Below are 24,245 nucleotides of genomic sequence, written 5' to 3' on the forward strand. Positions count from 1 at the left end.
GGCGAGCCGGCAGAGGAGCCGGCCCGAACCGCTCGCCGGCACGGCGGAGGAGCCGAGCCGGGCCGTTGGCGCGCCCGGCCGGCCGGGTCAGAAGCGGTCGGTCGGCCGGTACTGGCCCCACACCTCGCGCAGCGCACCGCAGACCTCGCCCACGGTCGCCCGCTCGCGCAGCGCCGCCTTCATCGGGTGGAGCACGTTGCCGGTGCCCGAGGCGGTCGCCCGCAGCTCGGCCAGGGCACGCGTCACGGCGTCGCCGTCGCGCTCGGCGCGCAGCTTGGCCAGCCGCTCGGCCTGTGCCGCCTCGATCGCCGGATCGACCCGCAGCGGCTCGTACGGCTCCTCCGCGTCGACGGCGAACCGGTTCAGCCCGACCACCACCCGCTCACCCGAGTCGATCTCCTGCGCCACCCGGTACGCCGACTGCTCGATCTCCCGCTTCTGGAAGCCCGCCTCGATGGCGTCCACCGCCGAACCGTGCTCGAAGACCCGGGCCATCAGCGCGTCGGCCGCCGCCTCGATCTCGGCGGTCATCGCCTCCACCACGTACGAGCCGGCGAACGGGTCGACGGTGGCGGTGAGGTCCGTCTCGTACGCCAGCACCTGCTGGGTACGCAGCGCCAGCCGGGCCGCCTTCTCGGTGGGCAGCGCGATCGCCTCGTCGAAGCTGTTGGTGTGCAGCGACTGGGTACCGCCGAGGACCGCGCCGAGCCCCTGCACCGCCACCCGGACCAGGTTCACCTCGGGCTGCTGGGCGGTCAGCTGCACCCCCGCCGTCTGGGTGTGGAAGCGCAGCATCATCGACTTCGGATTCTTCGCCCCGAACTCGTCGCGCATCAGCCGGGCCCAGATCCGCCGGGCGGCCCGGAACTTCGCCACCTCCTCCAGCAGGGTGGTGCGGGCGACGAAGAAGAACGACAGCCGGGGGGCGAAGTCGTCCACGGCCAGCCCGGCGGCGATCGCGGCCCGGACGTACTCGACGCCGTTGGCCAGCGTGAAGGCGATCTCCTGCACGGGCGAGGCACCCGCCTCGGCCATGTGGTAGCCGGAGATGGAGATGGTGTTCCACTTCGGCACCTCGGCCCGGCAGTAGCCGAACGTGTCGGCGACCAGCCGCAGCGAGGGCTTCGGCGGGAAGATGTACGTCCCCCGGGCGATGTACTCCTTGAGGATGTCGTTCTGGATGGTGCCGTTCAGCGCCGAGCCGGGCACCCCGTTCTCCTCGGCGACGAGCTGGTAGAGCAGAAGCAGCACCGAGCCGGGCGCGTTGATCGTCATCGAGGTGGAGACCTTGTCCAGCGGGATGCCGTCGAAGAGCAGCCGCATGTCCTCGATGGAGTCGATGGCGACGCCGACCTTGCCCACCTCGCCGTGCGCGATCGGGTCGTCGGAGTCGTAGCCCATCTGGGTGGGCAGGTCGAAGGCGACCGAGAGGCCCATCGTGCCGGCCCGCAACAACTGGTGGTAGCGCGCGTTGGACTCGGTGGCGGTGCCGAAACCGGCATACTGGCGCATGGTCCACGGACGGGAGGTGTACATGGTCGGGTAGACCCCGCGGGTGTACGGGAACTCGCCCGGCGCGCCCAGCCGGGAGTCCAGGTCGCCGGGAAGGTCGGCCGCCGCGTACACGCCCTTGATCGGGAAGCCGGACTCGCTCAACCGCCGTTCGCTCATCAACGGATGGTAGGCCGAGCGGCCCGACAGTCGGGTGAGGGGTAGCGCACACTACGCATCGAACAGTCGTGACCGAACGCGAGAGCCCGAGTACGTACCGTGGAGTAACGGAAACGTCCCCCGCGCCGGCTTTCGCATCGGGCGTCTGAACCAGCAAGATAGGGAGGTTGTGTCCCAGCCCCCTCGACTTCCCCCGGTGGCTTTTCTGTGACTCAGATCCCGACGTGGAGCGGCGGACCAGTCAGCATCCCCACCAACGGACGCGCGACACCCGGCACCGTCATCGGTGACCGGTACTCGTTGCGTTCCACGGTGGGCAACGGTGGCATGGGCACGGTCTGGCGGGCCACAGACACACTCTTGCGCCGCGACGTGGCGGTCAAGGAGGTCGTCCTCCCACCGGGGCTGGCCCCCAGCGACCGCGACGCGATGTACGAACGCACCCTGCGCGAGGCCCGCGCCGCAGCCGCCATCGCCCATCCCGCCGTGGTGCAGGTCTACGACGTGGTCACCGAGGGCGGCCGACCGTGGATCGTGATGGAGCTGCTCGACGCCCGCAGCCTCGCCGACATGGTGATCGAGGACGGGCCGGTCACCCAGCGGGTGGTCGCCAAGATCGGCATTGCCCTGCTCGGCGCGCTGGAGGTGGCCCACGCGATAGGCGTGCTGCACCGCGACGTCAAGCCCGCCAACGTGCTGATCTGCTCGGACGGGCGCTGCGTGCTCACCGATTTCGGCGTGGCCCGGATGCCCACCGACGTGCAGCTCACCACGCCCGGCATGGTGCTCGGCTCGCCGCACTTCATCTCGCCCGAGCGGGCCATGGGGCAGGAGTTCGGCCCGCCCAGCGACCTCTTCTCGCTCGGCGTGACGCTCTACACGGCGGTGGAGGGTCGTCCGCCGTTCGACCGTGGTGACCCGATCGAGACCATGCACGCGGTGGTCGAGGACCCGCCCGCCCCGCCGCAGCGCAGCGGCCCGCTGACCCGGGTGCTGATGGGCCTGCTGGAGAAGGACCCGGCCCGCCGGCTCGACGTGCACACCGCCCGCGCCATGCTGCGCGAACTGCTCGCCGGGCCGCTGAGCAGCAACGCCGCGGCGGTCAACTCGATGACCGACCCGTACTCGGTGATGCAGATGCCGCAGCCCGCACCGGTCACCGCCCCGGCGGCGAGGAAGCCGGAGCCGAGCGGGCAGATCGGCGGCCGGGCGATGCTCGCGCCCGGCGAGTCACTTACCGACCGGCTCGCCGCGCTGCGCCGGGGTGAGCGTCCCGGCGCGGCGGCCACCGCAGCCAGCGCCAGCGCCATGGAGGACACCAGCGCCGACGCGCTGGCCCGACCGGTGCAGCAGAACGCGGCGATGTCCCCACCGCCCACCGGTCGCACCTACGGCGGCGGCACCGAAGCCACCCAGCGCATCGGCGGGGCCGAGGCCACCCAGCGCATCGGCGGGGCCGAGGCCACGCAACACATCGGCGGGGCCGAGGCGACCCAGCGCATCGGCGGGGCCGAGGCCACCCAACACATCGGTGGCGCCGAAGCCACCCAGCGGTTCGGGGCCGAGAGCACCCAGCGGATCGGCCCGGAGGCCACCCAGCGCGTCGGGCCGGCGGTGTTCGGCTACGGCGGTGGGCAGCCGGATGCCACCCAGCAGCTCAGCGGCTACGGCGCCGGCCAGCAGTTCGGCGGTGGCGGTCAGCAGTTCAGTGGTTACGGCGCCGGCCAGTGGCCGGCCGCGCCCAGCCACCAGTACGGCGCGCCGCCACCCGCCGACGGTGGCGGTGGCGGTGGCGGTGGCAACAGCGCGCTCGACCGGGCCAAGGCCACCGGTGCCCGCCTGGTCGCCACCGTGCAGGGCTGGCCGCGCAAGGTGCAGCTCGCCGCGGCCGGCGGCCTCGCGCTGCTCCTGCTGCTCACCGTCGTGACCCTCACCGGCGGCGACGACACCCCGCCCCCCGCCCCGCTCGCCGAACCGTCAAACACCGCCGAGGAGGGCCCCGGCGTCGAGATGCAGGAGCACTCGGGGCGCGGGGTGCAGATGCTTGTGCCGAAGGGCTGGAAGAAGGCCGCACCCAAGGGCGCCGTCTATGTGGACTACACAGACCCGGAGGACAGTGGCCGCCGGGTCCGCATCCTCAACGAGGAGTGGCGCGGCACCTCGGCCCGCTGGGCGGAGGTCGCCGAGAACGGTCTGCGCAGCAAGTCGACCTCCTGCGCCAAGCCTTACAACCAGGTCTCGAGGGAGACCAAGGAACTCGCCGGCAAGCCTTCGGTCGAGTTCGAGTACACCTGTGGCGAGGGCGACAGCATGCGGCACGGGGTATGGCACGGCGTCGCCCACGACGGGCGGATCTACTCGTTCTACCTCACCTCGAACGACGCCCGCTTCGCCGAGAGCAAGCCGATCTACGACGAGATGCTGAAGTCGTTCCAGCTCACCACCGCCGGCTGAGCCGGGGCGCACGCCCGTGGTGATCCGCCGCCGTGCTATCAAGAGGCCATGGCGGCGGACACCACTGATCTCGACACACTCCGCGAGCGGGCCGAGCGCTGGCTCGCCGACGACCCCGACCCGGCCGACCGGGCGGAGCTTCGGGCGGTGCTCGATCGCCTCCCGGCCAGCGCACCCGAGCTGGCCGACCGGTTCGCCGGGCCGCTGACCTTCGGCACCGCCGGGCTGCGCGGGCCGCTGCGCGCCGGCCCCAACGGAATGAACCTCGCAGTGGTCACCCAGGCCGCCGCCGGGCTGGTCGCCTGGCTCGCGGCCCAGGGCGGCACCGGCCCGCTGGTGATCGGGTACGACGCCCGGCGCGGCTCCCGCGAATTCGCCGCCCGGACCGCCCAGGTGGCCACCGGGGCGGGTCGCCCGGCGCTGCTGCTCCCCCGCCCGCTGCCCACCCCGGTGCTCGCCTACGCGGTGCGGCACCTGGGGGCCGTGGCCGGGGTGATGGTGACCGCGAGCCACAACCCGCCGCAGGACAACGGCTACAAGGTGTACCTCGGTGCCGAACTCGGCGGCGTGCTGGGTTCCGGGGCGCAGATCGTGCCGCCCGCCGACGCCGGCATCGAGGCCGCCATCCGCGCGGTCGGCCCGCTCGCCGAGGTGCCGCTCGGTGCCGCCGGGCAGGTGCTCGGAGACGAGATCGTCGCCGGATACGTCGCGCGGGCCGTGCAGGTGCTGCCCGCCAACGGCCCCCGGGACCTGACCGTGGCGTACACCCCGCTGCACGGTGTCGGGGCGACCGTCCTCACCGCCGCCTTCGCCGCCGCCGGCTTCCCGGTGCCCGGTGTGGTGCCGAACCAGGCTGAACCCGACCCCCGCTTCCCCACCGTGAACTTCCCCAACCCGGAGGAGCCGGGCGCGGTGGACCACCTGGTCGCGCTCGCCGACGCCACCGGCGCGGACCTCGCCATCGCCAACGACCCGGACGCCGACCGCTGCGCGGTCGCGGTCCGCGAACCCGCCACCGGGACCGGGCAGCCGGGCTGGCGGATGCTGCGCGGGGACGAGGTGGGCGTACTGCTCGCCGACCATCTGATGCGGCGCGGGGTGACCGGCCTCTACGCCACCACAATCGTCTCGTCGTCGCTGCTGCGGGCGATGTGCGCCGCCCGGGGCCTGCCGTACGACGAGACGCTTACCGGGTTCAAGTGGATCGTCCGGGCCGGCGGTGGCCGCGAACCACTTGTCTTCGGCTACGAGGAGGCGCTCGGCTACTGCGTCGCCCCGGAGCATGTCCGGGACAAGGACGGCATCACCGCCGCACTTACCGTCGCCGAGTTGGCCGCCGGCCTGAAGACGCAGGGGCGTACGCTCACCGACCGGTTGGACGAGTTGGCCGCCGAGTTCGGCGTGCACCACACCGATCAACTCTCGGTACGCGTCGACGACCTGCAACTGATCGCCGACGCGATGGCCCGCATCCGCGCCACCACCCCCACCACCCTGCTCGACCAACCGGTAATCGAGACCCGGGACCTGCTCCCGGAGGCGGACGTGGTGATCCTGCGTACCGACACCGCCCGGGTGGTGATCCGTCCCTCTGGCACCGAGCCGAAACTCAAGGCGTACCTCGAAGTGGTGGAGCCGGTCGCGGCCGGCGACGTCGCCGCGGCCCGCTTGCGCGCGACGAGCGCCGTGGCAACCCTACGCGCCGAGATCGCCCACGCCCTTGGCGTGTAAGGAAGGGCCCCTTATTAACGCCTCGTGTATAGGAAGGGCCCCCTTTTAACACGCCGCAGCGCACCAGCTCACTGCGCTGAGTAACGCCATCCGGCGCCCCGGCAACCATTGCGGAGCCAATCGGCGAACAGACGGCTTCCGATGCAGCCGCGGCCGGATCCCGATGCACGTCGGCTGGAGACCTCGTAGTCAAAGCCGCGCCGCGCGCGGGCCACCAAAACAACACTCCGTGATCACTTGCCTACCCAGGGCCCAGCCAAATAGCATCACCACATCAACCATCGTCATATTCCGCCTTTGGCGGGCAATACGGTTTTCGGCATTTTTTCCGCAACTGTATTGGTTGCATTTTGGGACGGAGGGTGTTGCACGGTGCATGCAACAAACAGTTCGACGGTGCCGCGACGGCAACTCGGCAGGCTGCTCACCCAGCTTCGGGTGGACGCCCACGTGACAATCGACGCGGCAGCGGAGGAGTTGGGCTGCTCGCGGCAGAAGATCTGGCGCATCGAACGGGGCGACACCGCCCCGCGGACCCCGGACGTCCGGGTGCTCTGCGAGCTTTACCGGGCCACCCCGGAGCAGGCGAGCGTGCTGCTCGGGCTCGCCGAGGTCGGTCGGGCGGAGGGCTGGTGGCACGCGTACGGCCGGTCCATCCCGACCTGGTTCTCGCTCTACATGGGGCTGGAGAGCGTGGCCAGCAGAGTGCGGCACTACAACGCCGAGCTGGTGCCGGGACTCTTGCAGACCCGCGGGTACGCCACCGCGCTCTTCCTCCAGAACCGGCCGGAGCTGGCGGAGGAGGAGCGGCAGAAGGCGGTGAACCTCCGGATCCAGCGCCAGGGCCTGCTCGCCCGGCGACTTCCGCCCGCTCCGCAGCTGACCGTGATGCTCAGCGAGGCGGTGCTGCGCCGCCCGGTGCCGGACCGGGCGGTGATGGACGACCAGCTCCGGCACCTGCTCACCGTCGGCCAACGGCACAACATCACCATCCGGGTGCTGCCGCTGTCAGCCGGCCCGCCGCTGGCCGCCGAGGCGGGCACCTTCGTCCTGCTCGACTTCCCCGACTCGGCCCTGGGCACCCCCAGCGAGCCGCCGACGGTCTACGTCGAGGGGCTCACCGGCGCGCTCTACCTCGACCAGCCGGCGGAGATCGCCGCCTACGAGCGGGTCTGGCGAGGCCTGGAGTCGCTCGCCCTGGATGAGCCACAATCGATGGAGTTCATCGATGCCATCCGGGGAGAGTGCTATGAGTGATCTGACCGGTGCCCGCTGGCGCACCAGCACCCGCAGCGGCACCAACGGCGGCGACTGCGTAGAGGTCGCCGACAACCTGCCGGGCGTCGTCGGCATCCGGGACAGCAAGGATCCGGCGGGCCCCGCGCTCACCGTCGCGCCCACCGCCTGGTCCGCCTTCGTCACCGCCGTCCGGGCAGATCGACTGACCCACTGACCCGATGATCACGCTCGTTCGCGGGTCGAGTGGCCTCCTGGCAACCTCGAAGCCACTCGATCCCGGAACGAGCATGATCTTGCGTGGTGCCCGCGCGGGCGGGCTGGTGGGAGTCAGCGGCGCGGGCCGAGGGCGGCCTCGACGGCGCGGCCCAGGGCGGCCACCACCAGGCCGACCGAGGGCCGGACCACCGAGTCCGCCAGGCTCACCTCGCCGGAGAAGCCGGCACCGCTGGCGATCTCCGCGAGCCGGTGGCGGGCGTCCTCGGCGGCCTCACCCGTGACGCCGAGCGTGGACTCCATCCGCAGTACGGCGACCAGGGTGGCCAGTGCGGCGGTCCGCTCGTCCGGGGCGGCCCCGGTGAGCGCCGCGGCGAGCCGCTGGCGGGTGTCCGCCTCCACCGAGCGGTCCAGCACCGGATAGCGGTGGATGTGGATGAAGCCCAGCTCGGTCTCGTCCACGTCCCGGACGACGCCGTGATCGCAGAGGTCGCCGAGGATCTTCTCGCGCAGGCCGTGCCGCAGCCGCTGCACCCAGGAAGACGGGCTGTGCGGGGTGTCGGCGGCGATCCTCGCCAGCACGTCGTCAGTGATCGGCTCGCCGGTCGGCGTCGGGTCGACCACCGTCAGGGTCCCGTCGGCGTACGCGATCCGCTCGGCGAGCGCCAACTCGATCAGGACCGCCGCGGCCATCCCGAGGTCGAGGCTGATCCGCGGCATCGTCGACCTGCCGGTCTCGTCGTCGTACGCGAGCAGCAGCAGCTCCTCGGCGAGCGGGACACCAGTCATGTTTCGAGACGCTAGTCCTCAGAACCGGGGCATGCCGCCGAACTGCCGGTCACCGGCGTCGCCGAGGCCCGGCACGATGAACTTGCTGTCGTTGAGGCCCTCGTCGATGGCGGCGGTGACCAGGCGCAGCGGCAGGCCGGAGCGCTCCAGCCGCTCGATGCCCGCCGGGGCCGCGAGCACGCAGAGCACGGTGATCTCGGTGCAGCCGCGCTCGGCCAGCAGCCGGCAGCAGTGCTCCAGCGACCCGCCGGTGGCCAGCATCGGGTCGAGGACCAGCACCGGCAGGCCGCTCAGGTCCCGGGGCAACGACTCCATGTAGGCGCGCGGTTCGAAGGTCTCCTCGTCGCGGGCCAGCCCGACGAAGCCCATCGAGGACTCGGGGAGCAGCCCCAGCGCGGCGTCGGCCATGCCGAGACCGGCCCGCAGCACCGGCACCAGCAGCGGTGGGTTGGCCAGTCGGGTGCCCTCGGTGCCGGTGACCGGGGTGCGCACCGGGTACTTCTCGACCGGGAAGGAGCGGGCTGCCTCGTACACCAGCATGGTGGTGAGTTCGTGCAGCGCGGCCCGGAACGAGGCGGAATCGGTCCGTTCGTCCCGCATGGCGGTCAGCCGGGACTGGGCGAGCGGATGGTCAATGACGAGTACGTCCACGATCGCTCAACCTACCCGCCCGGGTGGCCGCCGCACCCGACCCGGCCGGGACCAGCGACGTCGCTCACCCCTGAGCGCTCCGACAGCCGTCGTGATCAAGATCACTCCAGGTCGACCTGCGTAGACTTCGAGCCATGACGGCGACAGCGACGTCGGCCCGGTCGGACCTCTCCGAGCTGGGACGATCCGAGACCGCTCTGCGGACCTTCCTGCACGGCCTACCGGGCGTGGACCAGGTCGGCGCGGAGCAGCGGGCAGCCCAACTCGGCACCCGATCCATCAAGACCACCGCCAAGGCCCAGGCGATCGAGATCGCCATCCGGATGGTCGACCTGACGACGCTGGAGGGGGCGGACACCCCCGGCAAGGTGCGGGCGCTCGCCGCCAAGGCGTTGCGCCCCGACCCGGCCGATCCGTCCTGTCCGCACGTCGGTGCGGTATGCGTCTACCCGTCGATGGTCCCGCACGTGGCCGAGGTGCTGCGCGGAAGTGACGTGCACCTGGCCAGCGTGGCGACGGCGTTCCCATCGGGTCAGGCACCGCTGGAGGTCAAGCTCGCCGACACCCGCGCGGCCGTCGCGGCGGGCGCCGACGAGATCGACATGGTGATCAACCGGGGTGCCTTCCTGGCCGGCCGCTACGCCGAGGTGTACGACGAGATCGTGGCGACCAAGCAGGCCTGCGGCGACGCCCACCTCAAGGTGATCCTGGAGACCGGCGAGCTGGCCACCTACGACAACGTGCGCCGCGCCTCCTGGCTGGCGATGCTGGCCGGCGGCGACTTCATCAAGACCTCCACCGGCAAGGTCCCGGTCGCCGCCACCCTGCCGGTGACCCTGGTGATGCTGGAGGCGGTCCGCGACTTCCGGGCCGCCACCGGGCGGCAGGTAGGCGTGAAGCCGGCCGGCGGCATCAAGACCACCAAGGACGCCATCAAGTACCTGGTCATGGTCAACGAGACCGTCGGGCCGGACTGGCTGGACCCGGACTGGTTCCGCTTCGGCGCCTCCAGCCTCCTCAACGACCTGCTGATGCAGCGCACCAAGCTGAAGACCGGCGTCTACGCCGGCCCCGACTACTTCACCCTGGACTGACCGCGATGTTCGAATACGCTCCCGCCCCCGAGTCGCGCTCGGTGGTGGACATCAAACCCTCCTACGGCCTCTTCGTGGACGGGAAGTTCGTCGACCCCGCCGACGGCGGCAGCTTCAAGTCGGTAAACCCGGCCTCCGAGGAGGTGCTGGCCGAGATCGCCGAGGGTGGCGCGCAGGACGTGGACCGTGCGGTCCGCGCTGCCCGAAAGGCGTACGAGAAGGTCTGGGGTCCGATGCCGGGCCGGGACCGGGCCAAGTACCTGTACCGGATCGCCCGGCTCATCCAGGAGCGCTCCCGCGAGCTGGCCGTGCTGGAGTCGCTCGACAACGGCAAGCCGATCAGGGAGTCCCGCGACGTCGACCTGCCGCTGGTCGCCGCGCACTTCTTCTACTACGCGGGCTGGGCCGACAAGCTCCCGCACGCAGGCTTCGGGGCGAACCCGCAGCCGCTCGGGGTGGCCGCGCAGGTCATCCCGTGGAACTTCCCGCTGCTGATGCTGGCCTGGAAGATCGCCCCCGCGCTGGCGGCGGGCAACACGGTGGTGCTGAAGCCGGCCGAGACCACCCCGCTGACCGCGCTGCTCTTCGCCGAGATCTGCCAGCAGGCCGACCTGCCGGCCGGCGTGGTCAACATCGTCACCGGGGCCGGCGACACCGGCCGGGCGCTTGTCGAGCACCCGGGCGTGGACAAGGTCGCCTTCACCGGCTCCACCGACGTCGGTCGGGCCATCGCCCGGACGGTCGCCGGTACGCGCAAGAAACTCACCCTGGAGCTGGGCGGCAAGGCCGCCAACATCGTCTTCGACGACGCCCCGATCGACCAGGCGGTCGAGGGGATCGTCAACGGCATCTTCTTCAACCAGGGCCACGTCTGCTGCGCCGGCTCGCGGCTGCTGGTCCAGGAGTCCGTCGCCGACCGGGTGCTGGAGTCGCTCAAGCGCCGGATGGCCCAGCTGCGGGTCGGTGACCCGCTGGACAAGAACACCGACATCGGCGCGATCAACTCGGCCGCGCAACTGGCCCGGATCAAGGAGCTCTCCGAGGCCGGAGCCGCCGAGGGCGCCGAGCGCTGGTCGCCACCGTGCGAGCTGCCCGAGCGGGGCTTCTGGTTCGCGCCGACCATCTTCACCGGGGTCACCCAGGCGCACCGGATCGCCCGCGAGGAGATCTTCGGCCCGGTGCTCTCCGTGCTGACCTTCCGCACCCCGGCCGAGGCGGTGGAGAAGGCGAACAACACGCCGTACGGGCTGTCGGCCGGGATCTGGACCGACAAGGGCTCCCGGATCCTCTGGCTGGCCGACCGGCTGCGGGCCGGGGTGGTCTGGGCCAACACGTTCAACAAGTTCGACCCGACCTCGCCGTTCGGCGGCTACAAGGAGTCGGGTTACGGCCGCGAGGGCGGTCGGCACGGGCTGGAGGCGTACCTCAATGTCTGAGCGGGTCGCGGTACGCAAGACGTACAAGCTCTTCATCGGCGGGAAGTTCCCGCGTAGCGAGTCGGGACGGTCGTATCTCGTGCAGGACTCCAACGTGTCGCTGGCCTCCCGCAAGGACGCCCGGGACGCCGTGGTCGCCGCCCGCGCCGCCGGCAAGGGCTGGGCCGGGGCCACCGCGTACAACCGGGGTCAGATCCTCTACCGGGTGGCCGAGATGCTTGAGGGCCGGCGCGAGCAGTTCGTCGCCCTCGGCGTGCCCGGCGACGAGGTGGACGCGGCCACCGACCGCTGGGTCTGGTACGCGGGCTGGTCCGACAAGCTGCCGCAGGTCTACGGCGGCGCCAACCCGGTGGCCGGGCCGTACTTCAACCTTTCGGCGCCGGAGCCGACCGGCGTGGTGGCGGTGGTGGCTCCCGAGGCACCGGCGCTGCTCGGCCTGGTCAGCGTGATCGCCCCGGCGATCGTGACCGGCAACACGGTGGTGGTGGCCGCCTCGCCGGCCGCCCCGCTGGCCGCGGTGACCCTGGCCGAGGTGCTGGCCACCTCCGACCTGCCCGGCGGTGTGGTCAACATCCTCACCGGCCGGCTGCCGGAGACCGTGCCGACGCTTGCCGCGCACATGGACGTCAACGCGATCGACCTGACCGGGGTGGCCGACCCGGAGTTGGCGGCCGACCTGGAGGTCAAGGCGGCGGAGAACCTCAAGCGGGTGCTCCGGCCGGTGCCCGCCGACCACGACTGGTCGGCGGACCCGGGCCTGGGCCGGATGACGGCGTTGCTGGAGACGAAGACGGTCTGGCACCCGAAGGGGGTCTAGTCGGTTCTCGCGGTCCGAGCTTGGGTTGCGGCTTCCGGGGTGCTGCCCCGGCGGCGGGGACTACTACGGGGGGTAGGATTGGGGCGTGACTCGGCTTGGTGACCTCGAACGCGCGGTGATGGATGTGCTGTGGGACGGCGCCCCCGGCGCGTCGGACGGCGTCACGGTGCGGGAGGTGGCCGAGGCGCTGGACGGGCGCGAGCTGGCGTACACGACGGTGATGACGGTGCTGGACCGGCTCGCCGGCAAGGGCATGGTCGAGCGCGAGCGCGAGGGTCGGGCCTGGCGCTACCGGGCCGCGGCCAGCCGCGAGGCGTACATCGCCCAGCTCATGCTGGACGCGCTGGACCTCGGCGGCAGCCGCGACGCGGCGCTCGTCCGGTTCGCCCGCTCGGTCACCGGCACCGAGGCCGACGTGCTGCGCGCCGCCCTCTCCGCCGAGGCCGGGCTGGCGTCGAGCCCGGCGGACGGCTCGGCGCTTACCGATCGGGTCGAGGCGCCCGTGACCGACCCGGCGTCCCGGCCCGGGCGGGCCGGCGAGACGGCCGAACGGTAGGGGCGACGCCGTGGCCCACACCCTGCACTTCGCCGCCTCGATGTTGGCGTGCTGGCTGATCGCGCAGGTCCTGGCGCGTTCCACCTGGACGTGGCGCAGCCCCCGGGTGGCGATCCTCTGCTGGCAGGCGGTCGGCCTGGGTGCCGGCCTCAGCGCGATGGGCCTGCCGATAGCGCTCGGGCTGACCCCCTACCAGCGGGGCACCGGCAGCGCCCTGCTCGCGCTCGCCGGCGACCTGTGGCACAACACCCTGCCGGCCGGTCTGGGCGTGGTGCACCTGGGGCTGGTCGGCGTCGGTCTCGGCATCGGGGCGGTGCTGCTCACCACGACGGTACGCAGCATCCACGGCACGGTACGCGCCCAGCGCCGGCACCGGGACCTGCTCACCCTGGTGGCCCGGCGGGATCCGACCGTGCCCGGCGCGCTGGTGCTCGACCATCCGGGCGCGGCCGCGTACTGCCTGCCCGGGGTGCGGCCCCGGGTGGTGGTCAGCGCCGGCACGCTCGACCTGCTCGACCGGGCGGAGTTGGCTGCGGTGCTCGCGCACGAGCGGGCGCACGCCCAGGAGCGGCACGACCTGGTGCTGCTGCCGTTCACCGCGCTGTGCCGGGCGCTGCCCTGGGTGCGCTGGGTCCGGCAGGCCCACGAGCGGGTCGGCCTGCTTGTCGAGATGCGGGCCGACGACAAGGCGCGGCAGCTGCACACCGAGGCACTGCTGGCCGGGGCGCTGCGCCGCTTCGCCGCCGCCGGCAACCGGATCACCCCGGCCGGCGCGCTCGGCATGGGCGACCGGGATCTGGACGTACGCGTGCAGCGGCTGCTGGTCGCGGGGCGCCCGCCCCGCCTGCTGGGTGCCGTCGCGCTGGCGGTGACCACCACCGTCGCCTACCTGCCGATCTCGCTCTTCCTGAGCTGAGCACCCTGAGCTGAGCACCCTGAACTGACCCCGATCATGCGGGCTCCGGCCGTCGCACGGGCCAATAGGTAGCGTATCTACGTGTAGGCTCCCTATCTCATCGATCCCGTCTCAGGAGAGCCGGTCATGGACACCCTGCTCCTCGCTCGCCTTCAGTTCGCCGCGACCGCGTCGGTGCACTTCCTCTTCGTGGCCGCCACCCTCGGCCTGGTCACCCTGCTCGTCGGGTTGCAGACCGCCTGGCTGATCACCGGCAACCGGCGCTGGGAACGGCTGACCCGGTTCTGGGGCCAGCTCTACGTGATCAATTACGTGCTCGGCATCGCCACCGGCATCGTGATGGAGTTCCAGTTCGGGCTGAACTGGAGCGGACTGTCCCGCTACGTCGGCAACGTCTTCGGCGCTCCGCTGGCCATCGAGACACTTGTCGCGTTCTTCCTGGAGTCGACCTTCCTCGGCATGTGGATCTTCGGCTGGCACCGGCTGCGTCGGGGCGTACACCTCGCGCTGCTCTACGGCGTCGCGCTCACCGCGTACGCCTCGGCGTTCTGGATCATGGTGGCCAACTCCTGGTTGCAGAACCCGGTCGGCTACGAGGTACGCGACGGCGTCGCCCACCTGACCGACTTCTCCGCGCTGCTGACCAACCCGGCGCTGGGGATGGCGCTCGGCCACGTGCTGTCGGCCGCCCTGCTCACCGGCGGACTGCTGATGGCCGGGATCAGCGCCTGGCACCTGCTCCGGCGCACCGCCGACTACGACCTGTTCCGCACCTCGCTGCGGATCGGTCTGGTCACCGCCGCCCTGTCGATCAGCCTCGTGCAGGGCTTCGGCTTCGCCCAGTTCGGCCCGGTCGGTGCGGTGCAGCCGACCAAGTTCGGCGGCGAGAGCCCCGAGGCCGACGCGCTTGTCGCCGAGTGGACCGCCCGGTTCGGGCCGGGCGACTACCTGCCGCCCGTACTGGCCAACGTCGGACTCGGGTTCATGGTCCTGATCGGCTTCGGCCTCGGCCTGCTCTGGCTGCTGCTGCCGCTGCTCTGGCGGGACTGGATCATCCGGCTCCGGGTCCCGCTCTGGCTGCTCGTGCTCGCCGTGCCGGTGCCGTTCGTGGCGCTGATCCTGGGCTGGCTCTCCCGCGAGATCGGCCGCCAACCCTGGGTGGCGTACGGGCTGCTGCCGGTGGACCAGGCCGTCTCCCCGATCAGCCCCTGGCTGATGGCCGCCTCGCTCACCGGCTTCACCCTGCTGCTCGGCACCCTCGCCGTCATCAACTGGGTGCTGTTGGCCCGACATGCCGCCCGGGGCGCCGCCGATCCCGCCCTCGGCCGCCCGCCGACCCATCCAGCCACCGACGACGCCCGTCCCGAGCCCGCCTTCGTCTGAGGGAGACCCCGATGGAACTCGCCTGGTACGCCCTGCTCGGCCTCTTCTTCGCCGGCTACCTGGTGCTCGGCGGCTACGACTACGGCGTCGGGCTGCTGCTCGCCCGCAGCGGCACGCCAGACGCCAGCGGCTCGGCGGCAGCGCGGCGGGCCGCCCTCAACGCGGTCGGGCCGTTCTTCCTCGGCAACGAGGTCTGGCTGGTGGCCGCCGTGGGCATCCTCTTCGGCGCGTTCCCGGTGCTGGAGGGGGAACTGCTCGCCGGCAGCTACCCGGCCGTGGTCACCGCCCTGGCCGGCGTGATCCTGGTGACCGCCGGGGTGCAACTGCGCAGCCGGCCGGCGGGCCGCTGGGCCCGCGCCGGCTGGGACCGGGTGATCGTGGTGGGCAGCCTGTTCGCCGCGCTCGGCTGGGGTGTCGTGCTCGCCGGGCTGCTCCAGGGCGTACCGCGGCACGCCGACGGGCACGTGGCCGGGGTGGCGCACCTGTTCACCCCGTTCGCCGCCGCCAGCGCGCTGGCCCTGGTCGCCCTGGTCGCGGCGCACGGTGCGACCTTCCTCTCGTTGCGGCTGCCGGCCGCTGAGGGCACCCGGCTCCGTCCGCTGGCCCGCCGGCTCGTCGTCGCCGCGATCATCGCGGTCACCGCGGCCGCCGCCGTCGGCCTGCTCTCCCACCGGGTACGCGCCGCCGCGCAACGCCCCGAGGTCGGCGTACTGCTCGGGGTGGCGCTGGTCGCGGCCCTGCTGGTGGCGCGGGCGGCGCTGGTCCGGCGGCGGCCCGGCGTGGCGTTCGCCGCCACCGCCACCGCCCTCGCGCTGCCGGTGCTGCTGGTCGGGGCGACCCTCTGGCCGTACGCGCTGGTGTCGACGGTCGACCCCGGGGCCTCCCTGACGGTGGCCGACGCGGCGGCAAGCGCCCCGACGCTGCGCCTGCTGGGTTGGCTGGCGCTGCCGCTGCTGCCGGCCCTACTAGGCTTCCAGGCGATGTGCTGGTGGATTTTCCGGGGACGGACCGACGGCAGAGCACCGGTGTACTGGTGAACCGCCGCCCCTTCGACCCGCGGCTGCTGCGCCGGGTCCCCGCGGCCCGACGCGGCCTCGCCCTGCTCGCGCTGCTCGGCGTGCTCGCCGCCGGGCTGGTCGTGGCGCAGGCCACCGCCCTGGCCATGCTGCTGGCCACGGCCTTCACCGGGCGGCTGGACCGGGCCGCGCTGGCCGGTTTCGTCGCCGCCGTGGCGGCCCGGTCGGTGCTGGTCTGGGCGCAGGGCGCGGTGTCGGCGCGGGTGGCCGCCACGGTCAAGGCCACGCTCCGGGCCGACCTGCTCGGCGCGGTCATCCGGCACGGACCCGGCTGGGTCGCCGGCCAGCGGGCCGGGCAACTGGCCACCCTCGCCGGTCGCGGGCTGGACGCCCTGGACGCGTACTTCACCGGATATCTGCCGCAGCTCGTGCTGAGTGTCACCGTGCCGGTCGCCGTGCTGGGTCGGGTCTTCCTCGCCGACTGGAGTTCGGCGGTGATCATCGCGCTCACCCTGCCGCTCATCCCGATCTTCGGGGCGCTGCTCGGCTGGCAGGCCCAGGCCGCCACCGAGCGCCAGTGGCGGCGGCTGTCCCGGCTCGGCGGGCACTTCCTGGACATGGTGGCCGGGCTGCCCACCCTGCGGGCCTTCGGCCGCGCCCGGTCCCAGACCGAGGCGGTCCACCGGATGGCCGACGGGCACCGGCTGGCCACCATGAAGACCCTGCGCATCGCCTTCCTCTCCGCCCTGGTGCTGGAACTGGTCGCCACCCTGTCCGTGGCGCTGGTCGCGGTGCCGGTGGGCATCCGACTGCTCGGCGGTGGGCTGGCCCTGCAAACCGCGCTGCTGGTGCTGCTGCTCACCCCGGAGGCGTACCTGCCGCTGCGGGCGGCCGGCAGCCGGTTCCACGCCAGCATGGAGGGGCTCACCGCGCTGGACGAGGCGCTCACCCTCTCCGGCGCCGCGCCGGCACCTGCCGCTCGTACCGGGGCGCTGCCGGACGGGCGCGGCGAGATCCGGTTCGAGTCGGTGACCGTCGCGTACGAGCGCACCACGGCGCTGCGGGACGTCACGCTCACCATCCGGCCGGGAGAACGGATCGCGGTGATCGGCCCGAGCGGGGCCGGCAAGACCACCCTGCTGAACCTGCTGCTCGGCTTCGTCACACCGACCGCCGGCCGGGTCACCGTCGGCGGGGTGGACCTCGCCGACGCCGACCTCGACGGCTGGCGCCGGCAGGTGGCCTGGGTGCCGCAACGCGCCCACCTCTTCGCCACCTCGCTTGCGGAGAACATCCGCCTCGGCAGCCCCGACGCCCCGGCGGCCCAGGTCGCCGCCGCGGTCCGGGCCGCCTCCCTCGACGACGTGGTCGCCGCGCTGCCCGACGGGCTGGACACCCCGCTGGGCGAGCGCGGGCACGGCCTGTCCAGCGGGCAACGGCAGCGGGTCGCCCTGGCCCGGGCCTTCCTGCGGGACGCACCTGTGGTGCTGCTCGACGAACCGACCGCGCGGCTCGACGCCGCCGCCGAGGCCGCGGTGCTGTCGGCCACCCACCGGCTGGTCGAGGGCCGCACCGCACTGCTGGTCGCGCACCGGCCCGCGCTGCTCACCGGCGTCGACCGCGTGCTGCGGGTGGCCGACGGCCGAGTCACCGAACTCACGCCGGCACCGGCCGGGGAGGCCCGATGACCAGCCGCTCCCCCGAGTTGGCGGTGCTCCGCCTGGCCCGGCCGTACCTGCGCCGGCTGATCGGCGCCGGGTTGCTCGCCGCGGCCACCGAGTTCGCCGGACTCGCCCTGATGGCGACCGCCACCTGGCTGCTGATGACCGCCGCCGGCCAGCCGCCGCTGGACCGGCTCACGGTGGCGATCGTCGCGGTACGGGCGCTCGCCGTCGGCCGGGGCGTGCTGCGCTACACCGAACGGCTCGCCGGCCACGACGCGGTGCTCCGCCTCGTCACGGACGTCCGGACCCGGGCCTTCGCCACGCTGGCCGCCCGACGCGACGCCCCACCGCGCACCGGTGACGCGCTGAGCCGGCTGGTCTCCGACGTGGACGCGGTACAGGACCTGCTGCTCCGCGTACTCGTCCCGGGTGCGGCGGCCGGGCTGGTGAGCGTACTTGCGGTCGGGCTGACCGCCCTCGTCTCACCGCCGGCCGCGCTCGTGCTCGCCGGTGGGCTGCTGCTGGCCGGGGTGGCCCTGCCGGCGCTGGCCACCGCCCTCACCCGGCGGGCCAGTGCCGAGGTGGCCCCGCTGCGTGGCGCGCTCGCCGCCGACGCGATCGACCTGACCCACGGCGCCGCCGACCTGGCCGCCTTCGGGGCCACCGGCGACGCGCTCGGTGCGGCCGAGCGACGGGCCCGCCGGTTGGCCCGGCTGGAACGCCGGCTCGCCGCGTTCGGCTTCGCGGTCGACGCCGTCGGGGTGCTGGTGGCCGGGCTGACCGCCGGTGCGGTGGTGTTCGTCGCCCTCCGCGCCGGGGTGGACGGGGTACTCGTCGGCGTCCTGGCGGTCGGCACGCTGGCCGCGGTGGAGATCGCCCTCGCACTGGTCGGCGCCGCCCGGCAGTGGACCGGGCTGCGCACCGGCCTGGCCCGGATCGCCGGGCTGCTCACCCCCACCCCGGAGGCCGACCGGACCACCGGCCCGACGGACGGCCGCACCACCACCCCGGCGAACGACGAGCACGCGCGGGCGGCGGCCAGCGTGCCGGACATGGCCGGTCGAGCCGTGCCGGAGGTGCGGTTCGAGGGGGTCACGGTCCGGTACCGGACCGGTGCCCCCGCCGCGCTGGACGGGTTCGACCTCGACCTGCCGCCGGGTCGCCGGGTGGCGGTCGTCGGCCCGAGCGGCGCGGGCAAGAGCAGCCTGGCCGCCGTGCTGACCGGCGCGGTACGCCCCGACAGCGGCCGGGTCACCCTGGACGGACGGGACGTGTCGAGCCACCCGTCCGAGATACTGCCGCAGTTGGTCGGCGGGCTGCTCGCCGAGGCGTACGTCTTTCACGCCTCGGTCCGCGACAACCTGCTGCTCGGCCGGGCCGACGCGGACGAGGCGGCGCTCACCGGCGCAGCCGAGGCGGCCGGGCTGGCGGAGTGGGTCCGGGACCAGCCGGAGGGCTGGGACACGGTGGTCGGCGAGCAGGGTGGACAGCTCTCCGGCGGGCAGCGGCAGCGACTCGCGTTGGCCCGGGCGCTGCTCGCCACGCCCGCCGTGCTGGTGCTGGACGAGCCGACCGAGGGCCTCGATCCGGTCGCCGCCGACGCGGTGCTCGCCTCGGCCCTCGCCGCCCTTCCGGCCGGGCACTCGGTGTTGCTGATCTCCCATCGGCTCAGCGGTCTCGCCGGGCTGGACGAGATCGTGGTGCTGGACGCCGGACGGATCATCCAACGCGGCCGGCACGCCGAGCTGGTCGCGGAACCCGGCTGGTACCGGGACCAGTGGCTGCTCCAGCAGGCCGCCGAGCACGGCTACCTGACCCTCGCCACCCGCACCGCCTAGCTCGGCACCCGTTCACTGCCGGCCACGGTGACCAACCGGCGGCGGCTACCCGGACGCCCCTGGTTGATCGCCTCGGGGATTCCCCGGACGCCGGGAGGTGGCGCTGCGTGGCAGGGTGGACGCATGCCGGTCGGGGATGACGTGTTGATCGACGAACACCTGCGGCAGCTGGCCGATCGGCTACGCGGCCCGCGCCGGCTGCGGGCGGATCTGATCACCGAGGCGCGGCACGGGCTGCTGGACGCGGTCGAGGCGTACCGGGACGGCGGTCTGCCCGCCCACGAGGCGGCCCGGCGGGCGGTCACCGACTTCGGTACGCCGGACCAGCTCGCCCCGGCGTACCAGGCCGAGCTGGCGGTGGCGGCGCTGCGCGGCCTGTCGCTGCGGATCCTCGCCTTCGCCGGAGCCGCCTCGCTCGCCGGTGACCTGACCTGGCGTGGTTCGAGTTGGAGCGAGGGACCGCCACCGCCCGCCGGCTACCTGCTGCTGTCGCAGTCGGTGGACTGGATCTGGGCGGCGGCGTTCCTGCTCGGCGCAGCCGGCCTGGTGCTCGTGACGGCGACCGCGCGCTCGTCCCGCCCGGCGCTCACCGCCGCCGCCCACGCGGTGGGCAGCCTGTTGACCGCCGCCGCCGTGCTTGGCGCGTCGACCGGCGTGGCACTGTTCGGTTGGTCGATCCTGCTCTGGGACGCGGCCCTCACCTGGCCGCCGATGATCGTCGGCATGCTCGCCGGCGGAGCCGCCCATGTCTGGCTGGGCCGGGCAGCGCACACCTGGCTGCTCGCCACCCGCTGACCTGCCGACGGGCGGCCTGCCGGCCGGTCAGCCTGCTGGGGCCGACGACCCGCCCGGGTCGAGGAAGCGCGCGACAGTGGCGCTGAACTGCCGCCAACCCGAGCGCTGGTCGGCCAGCGCGCGCCGGCCCGCGTCGGTCAGCTCGTAGGTGCGCCGCTCCCGGCCGTTGACGGTGCTCCAGGAACTGGCCACGTGACCCGCCCGCTCCAGCCGCCGCAACGCCGGGTAGACCGTGCCGGTGGGTAGGTCGAGCCGGCCGTCACTTCGGGTCCGCAGCGCCTCGATGATGGCGTAGCCGTGCAGGGCGCCCCGCTCCAGCACGGCGAGCAGCAGGGCGTCGAGATGTCCGTGCAGCGCCTGGGCGTTCATAAGTAGCCACGCTACCTGTCGGAGATGGACGCCGCCACCGGGGCCGGCACCCGTTACCCAGAGCAGCCAACTAGGGTATGTGCCCAGAGTCACCCGTCGGCACCGCGCCGATGAGTGGGCAGCCCGACGCACCCGGAGGTCACCGTGGCCCGCCAGTCGCCTGAACGGCCGGACGCCGAGCCCGAGCTCGACGACACGACCGGCCCGGCCGAGTCCGAGCTCGACGACGCGACCGCTCCTGCCGAGCCGGATGCCGCCGCGTCGGCCGACGCGGCCCGCGCGCTCTGGGACGAGCTACGGATCGACCCGGTGGAGATCGCCCTGCCCGCCGGCACCGGTTACACCCTGCGGGCGTACCGGCCGGCTCGCGAGCTGACCCCGACCGACGTGGCCGAGCGTGACGCCGACGACCCCTTCCTGGCCCGCCGCCAGGTGGTGGAGGCCGAGGAGGACGAGGACGGCGACGTCGTCATCCTCGACGAGGAGGTCGCCCGGGAGTTCGCCGAGAGCGACGACGAGGAGAAGCGGGCCAAGGGCGACGCGGACGAGGACGAGGACGAGAAGGACGGCACCGGGCAGGACGACGCCGACGAGAAGGCAGCCGACGAGGACGGCGCCGAGGAGGTGCCGGTATTCCTCAGCCACCGGGGCCGGCTGCTGTTGTTCAAGACCCCCGAGTCGCTCGTGAGTTTCGTCCGTTCCGGTGCGCCCAACGACCTGTCTCAGCTGGACAGTTGGAATGAATTGTCCGAACGGGTGGAACCGGCCGACATTGCGCCGCGCGACGAGGACGTCTACGAGCTTGATCTCGTGGTGGAGAACCTTCGCGGTGGTCACGACACCTGGGACCCGACGCTGCTCATCGAAGCTGGTGAGGTGGCCCGGGACGTGGCTTACGCGCTGCGGCTGCCCGCCGTGCTCGACATGCTTTCCAGCGGCTCCAGTCTCGACGATCTGGACGAGGCGCTACGGGCCTCGGTCAATGGCGGCATCAGCGGTTTCATGGGTCGACGTCGGTTGAAGAAAATCGGGGCACAAACCGCAAGTCTGGGTTGGCGCACCATTGTCGGAAAGATCTCTGCGGTCGTGGACTGGCGCGACTGACCCGCACCAGGGAGCATCAGTCTCTGGCAGAGAAAAGCCCTGTGTTCCGGGAGGAGGACGACGCCGTGGCGCTCGTGCGCATGTACTGCGGTCTGACCTCGGCGGATCCGGCCGACCGATCGGCCCCGGCCGGTTCGACGCTGACGTCCGCTGTGGTCGACGACGCAGGCCGTCTGCTGCATGTCTGCGAGATCGGCGACGACCCGGCGGGCTACGCCCGGTTGGTCACGCTGCTCGTGGAACGCTCCGGCGGGCCGAGTGGCGCGGCGATCGCCGCCGACAGCGACGACCACACCGTCACCTCGTTGCTCAGTGCCGCCGGGCGCCCGTTGGCCATCGCCGACGACGACTCGGTGGACGACTTCGCCGAGCGGTTCGCCGACGACGACTCGGTCGAGGAGATGCAGTCCCCACCGGCCGTACGGCGGGCGGTCGGCCTGGCCCGCGCCCTCCAGGCGGGTGCGCTCTCGGCGGTGACCCTGCCGGCCCCCCGGGAACTCGTCGGCTACAAGCAGGTGCTCGCCGCGCACGCGGCCCTGGCCAGCGGGCGTCACTCGGCTGCGGTCGCGCTCCGTGAGGTGCTCCGCGAGCTCTACCCGGCCGCGCTGCGCGCCTACCCCGACCCCGCCGACCTGATCCCGCTGGCCGTGCTGGACGCCCTGCCCGAGCCGGGCATGCTCACCGACGCCGCCGGCCGTGGCCGCGACGCCGCGGTCACCGCAGACGCGGTGGCCGCCCAGCTCGCGGCCGAGGGGCTGGGCGACGCCGACGCGATCGACGAGGCCGTCACCGCGCTGCGCGTCGCCATCGCCGAGACCCCCCGCCGGTCCACGGTGAACCGGGCCCTCATCTCCGCCGCCGCCGAAACGATCCGGCAGGCGGTCGCCTCCGTACGCGCCTGCGACGCGGGCTGTCAGGCGCTGGTCGGCGCGCTGCGCGCCCGCACCGCCGCGCCGGTGCAGTTGCCCGGCCGGCGCTCCATCGAGCGGCGCGCCGAGTCCTCGGCCGGTGAAGTGTCGCCCGCCGGCACCGGCGCCGGCCTGCGTGCCGTGCGCCCCACCGGCCCCGAACCGACCGGCGGACGCCGCAGCCGACCCGAGCCGGTACCGGGCAGCGCCACGCCACCGTCGCCCCGACCGCTGGGCCCGCCGCCGGTGGCGCCCGCCCCGGTCACCCCACCGCCCGTCGCTCCCGCTCCGGTGGCACCGGCTGCCCTGGCCGGTCCACCCGTCTCGGCTCCGCCGTCGCGGCCCGAGCCGACTCCGTCGAGGATCGACGGTCCGACCAACCGGCCGATCTCCATGCCGCCGCCACCGCCGCCCGGGATCACCCCGATCGCGCCGGCGCAGCGCGGCTCGGTGCCGCCCGCCGACGCGGGCGAGCCCTTCCGGCCGACGCTCACCACCGCGGCGATCAACAGCGCGCGGGCCGAACGCCAGCGCACCATCATCCCGCCCCGACCGAAGACCAACGGCGAACCGCCGGCACCGGCGGGCGGCTTCAGCGCCACCGACCTGAGCATCCCGATCCCGACGAGCCGCCCCGGCCAGGAGCCGCCCGCACCTGGTTCCCGGGCGAACTGGCCGCTGGTGAACAGCCCGGAGAGTCCGGCCGACAGTCCGACGCGTACGCCGGTGGCCGGCTCCTACGAGGGCAACCGGCGGGCGCCGGCCGACCCTCCGGCCGATGGTCCCACCGAGCTCGGCACCGAGCGTCGGGTGACCCCGCCCTGGCTCGCCGACGACCTGCCTCCGGAGCCACCGGTGCTGCGACTGGTCGAGCCCCCGCCGCTGGCCGACCGGGCGCTGCGCGCCGGGGCGGACCCGCAGCCGGAGACTCCGCCGCTGCGCCTGGTCGAGCGGGAGGGCGCGCAGCGCGGCGACCGGCCGGCCGAACGCCTGGACGTCGCGCCACCGGCCCGCCGGCCGGAGCCGCCGGTCGAGCGCCGCCCGCCACCGATCTCCGACGAGGGCGACGGTGACCTGCTGATCTTCGCGCAGGCCAAGTCGGCCTGGTTCGTCGGGCACGGCGAGGACTCGGATCTCGACTGGTCCTCCCTGGCCGACACCGGCTGGCAGGCCGCCGAGCAGGCCGCCCGCCCGGCGGTGGGCGACGAGACCAACGCCGGGCTGCCCAAGCGGGTGCCGCAGGCGAACCTCGTGCCCGGTTCGCCGCTGCGCGAGGAGCGTCCACTGCGCATCGTGCGCGACGCGGCCAGCCTCGCCGAGAACACCACCGGCTACTTCCGTGGCTGGCGTCGGGGGCAGGAGATCGGCGGCTTCGCGGTCGGTGGCCGCCCGGGGCGGGAATCGGCAGGCGGCTGGGACTTCAGCCGGGACACCGGGGACCGCGACGACGATCGGGAATACGAGTACCGCTCTGCCGGCTACCGCTCCTGACGCCGCTCGCACCCCCGCTCACCTGCGTGTTCCTGCCCACACCCGGATAATTTGACGCCGGGTCTGCGGGGCCGGGAGCATACCCGCGGAACAGCCGGCGGCAGGTCGCC

At 73.3% G+C, this 24,245-nt stretch carries 20 protein-coding genes; 16 read left to right on the forward strand and 4 right to left on the reverse strand.

Annotated elements, in window-relative coordinates; translation table 11 throughout:
• Positions 1-87 precede the first annotated feature (87 nt).
• On the reverse strand, positions 88-1,671 hold the full coding sequence (locus AC507J_RS05345) for an acyl-CoA mutase large subunit family protein (protein WP_496287934.1): 1,584 nt from the start codon (positions 1,669-1,671) through the stop codon (positions 88-90).
• Positions 1,672-1,878: 207 nt separating this feature from the next.
• Here AC507J_RS05345 and AC507J_RS05350 point away from each other — a divergent pair, with 207 nt between their 5' ends.
• The 4 genes from AC507J_RS05350 to AC507J_RS05365 all read left to right on the forward strand — a co-directional run bounded on the left by AC507J_RS05350 (position 1,879) and on the right by AC507J_RS05365 (position 7,309).
• Positions 1,879-4,125, forward strand: coding sequence for a serine/threonine-protein kinase (locus AC507J_RS05350; RefSeq protein WP_496287935.1), 2,247 nt, complete (start codon positions 1,879-1,881; stop codon positions 4,123-4,125).
• A 48-nt stretch (positions 4,126-4,173) separates the two neighbouring features.
• Positions 4,174-5,856 (forward strand): phospho-sugar mutase, encoded by a 1,683-nt coding sequence (locus tag AC507J_RS05355; RefSeq protein ID WP_496287936.1) that lies wholly within the window; start codon positions 4,174-4,176, stop codon positions 5,854-5,856.
• 396 nt (positions 5,857-6,252) lie between these two features.
• On the forward strand, positions 6,253-7,113 hold the full coding sequence (locus AC507J_RS05360) for a helix-turn-helix domain-containing protein (RefSeq protein ID WP_496287937.1): 861 nt from the start codon (positions 6,253-6,255) through the stop codon (positions 7,111-7,113).
• Positions 7,106-7,309, forward strand: a complete 204-nt coding sequence (locus tag AC507J_RS05365) for a DUF397 domain-containing protein (RefSeq protein ID WP_496287938.1) — start codon at positions 7,106-7,108, stop codon at positions 7,307-7,309. Before AC507J_RS05360 ends, AC507J_RS05365 begins: the two co-directional genes overlap by 8 nt.
• 113 nt (positions 7,310-7,422) lie before the next feature.
• Here AC507J_RS05365 and AC507J_RS05370 read toward each other — a convergent pair whose 3' ends face one another.
• On the reverse strand, positions 7,423-8,097 hold the full coding sequence (locus AC507J_RS05370; RefSeq protein ID WP_496287939.1) for a GOLPH3/VPS74 family protein: 675 nt from the start codon (positions 8,095-8,097) through the stop codon (positions 7,423-7,425).
• Between the two features lie 18 nt (positions 8,098-8,115).
• On the reverse strand, positions 8,116-8,748 hold the full coding sequence (gene upp, locus AC507J_RS05375; protein WP_496287940.1) for a uracil phosphoribosyltransferase: 633 nt from the start codon (positions 8,746-8,748) through the stop codon (positions 8,116-8,118).
• 134 nt (positions 8,749-8,882) lie between these two features.
• Here upp and deoC point away from each other — a divergent pair, with 134 nt between their 5' ends.
• The 10 genes from deoC (at position 8,883) to AC507J_RS05425 (ending at position 20,263) form a co-directional block, all read left to right on the forward strand.
• The gene (gene deoC, locus AC507J_RS05380) at positions 8,883-9,842 is read left to right on the forward strand and encodes a deoxyribose-phosphate aldolase (protein WP_496287941.1); all 960 of its coding nucleotides are present in this window, start codon (positions 8,883-8,885) and stop codon (positions 9,840-9,842) included.
• A gap of 5 nt (positions 9,843-9,847) precedes the next feature.
• Positions 9,848-11,278: an aldehyde dehydrogenase family protein gene (locus tag AC507J_RS05385; protein WP_496287942.1), complete on the forward strand. Its 1,431-nt coding sequence runs from the start codon at positions 9,848-9,850 to the stop codon at positions 11,276-11,278.
• Positions 11,271-12,095 carry an aldehyde dehydrogenase family protein gene (locus AC507J_RS05390; RefSeq protein ID WP_496287943.1) on the forward strand — a complete coding sequence of 275 codons (825 nt, stop codon included), beginning with the start codon at positions 11,271-11,273 and terminating at the stop codon, positions 12,093-12,095. Before AC507J_RS05385 ends, AC507J_RS05390 begins: the two co-directional genes overlap by 8 nt.
• Positions 12,096-12,180: 85 nt before the next feature.
• Positions 12,181-12,651, forward strand: coding sequence for a BlaI/MecI/CopY family transcriptional regulator (locus AC507J_RS05395; RefSeq protein WP_496287944.1), 471 nt, complete (start codon positions 12,181-12,183; stop codon positions 12,649-12,651).
• 10 nt (positions 12,652-12,661) lie between these two features.
• Entirely contained in the window at positions 12,662-13,567 is a 906-nt protein-coding gene (locus AC507J_RS05400) for a M56 family metallopeptidase (RefSeq protein WP_496287945.1), read from the forward strand.
• Between the two features lie 126 nt (positions 13,568-13,693).
• Positions 13,694-14,950, forward strand: coding sequence for a cytochrome ubiquinol oxidase subunit I (locus AC507J_RS05405; protein ID WP_496287946.1), 1,257 nt, complete (start codon positions 13,694-13,696; stop codon positions 14,948-14,950).
• A gap of 11 nt (positions 14,951-14,961) precedes the next feature.
• Positions 14,962-15,987 (forward strand): cytochrome d ubiquinol oxidase subunit II, encoded by a 1,026-nt coding sequence (locus AC507J_RS05410; RefSeq protein ID WP_496287947.1) that lies wholly within the window; start codon positions 14,962-14,964, stop codon positions 15,985-15,987.
• Positions 15,984-17,654 (forward strand): thiol reductant ABC exporter subunit CydD, encoded by a 1,671-nt coding sequence (gene cydD / locus AC507J_RS05415; protein ID WP_496287948.1) that lies wholly within the window; start codon positions 15,984-15,986, stop codon positions 17,652-17,654. Before AC507J_RS05410 ends, cydD begins: the two co-directional genes overlap by 4 nt.
• On the forward strand, positions 17,651-19,468 hold the full coding sequence (cydC, locus tag AC507J_RS05420) for a thiol reductant ABC exporter subunit CydC (protein WP_496287949.1): 1,818 nt from the start codon (positions 17,651-17,653) through the stop codon (positions 19,466-19,468). Before cydD ends, cydC begins: the two co-directional genes overlap by 4 nt.
• Positions 19,469-19,591: 123 nt before the next feature.
• Positions 19,592-20,263 carry a permease prefix domain 1-containing protein gene (locus AC507J_RS05425; RefSeq protein ID WP_496287950.1) on the forward strand — a complete coding sequence of 224 codons (672 nt, stop codon included), beginning with the start codon at positions 19,592-19,594 and terminating at the stop codon, positions 20,261-20,263.
• Between the two features lie 27 nt (positions 20,264-20,290).
• On the opposite strand, the gene AC507J_RS05430 is transcribed toward AC507J_RS05425, so the two are convergent.
• On the reverse strand, positions 20,291-20,632 hold the full coding sequence (locus AC507J_RS05430; RefSeq protein WP_496287951.1) for a PadR family transcriptional regulator: 342 nt from the start codon (positions 20,630-20,632) through the stop codon (positions 20,291-20,293).
• A gap of 114 nt (positions 20,633-20,746) precedes the next feature.
• On the opposite strand from AC507J_RS05430, the gene AC507J_RS05435 reads away from it, so the two are divergent.
• Positions 20,747-21,736: a SatS C-terminal domain-containing protein gene (locus AC507J_RS05435; protein WP_496287952.1), complete on the forward strand. Its 990-nt coding sequence runs from the start codon at positions 20,747-20,749 to the stop codon at positions 21,734-21,736.
• A gap of 41 nt (positions 21,737-21,777) precedes the next feature.
• Positions 21,778-24,135, forward strand: a complete 2,358-nt coding sequence (locus tag AC507J_RS05440) for a transposase (RefSeq protein WP_496287953.1) — start codon at positions 21,778-21,780, stop codon at positions 24,133-24,135.
• Positions 24,136-24,245 lie beyond the last annotated feature (110 nt).

The sequence above is a fragment of the Micromonospora sp. PRAS1 genome (assembly GCF_059553435.1).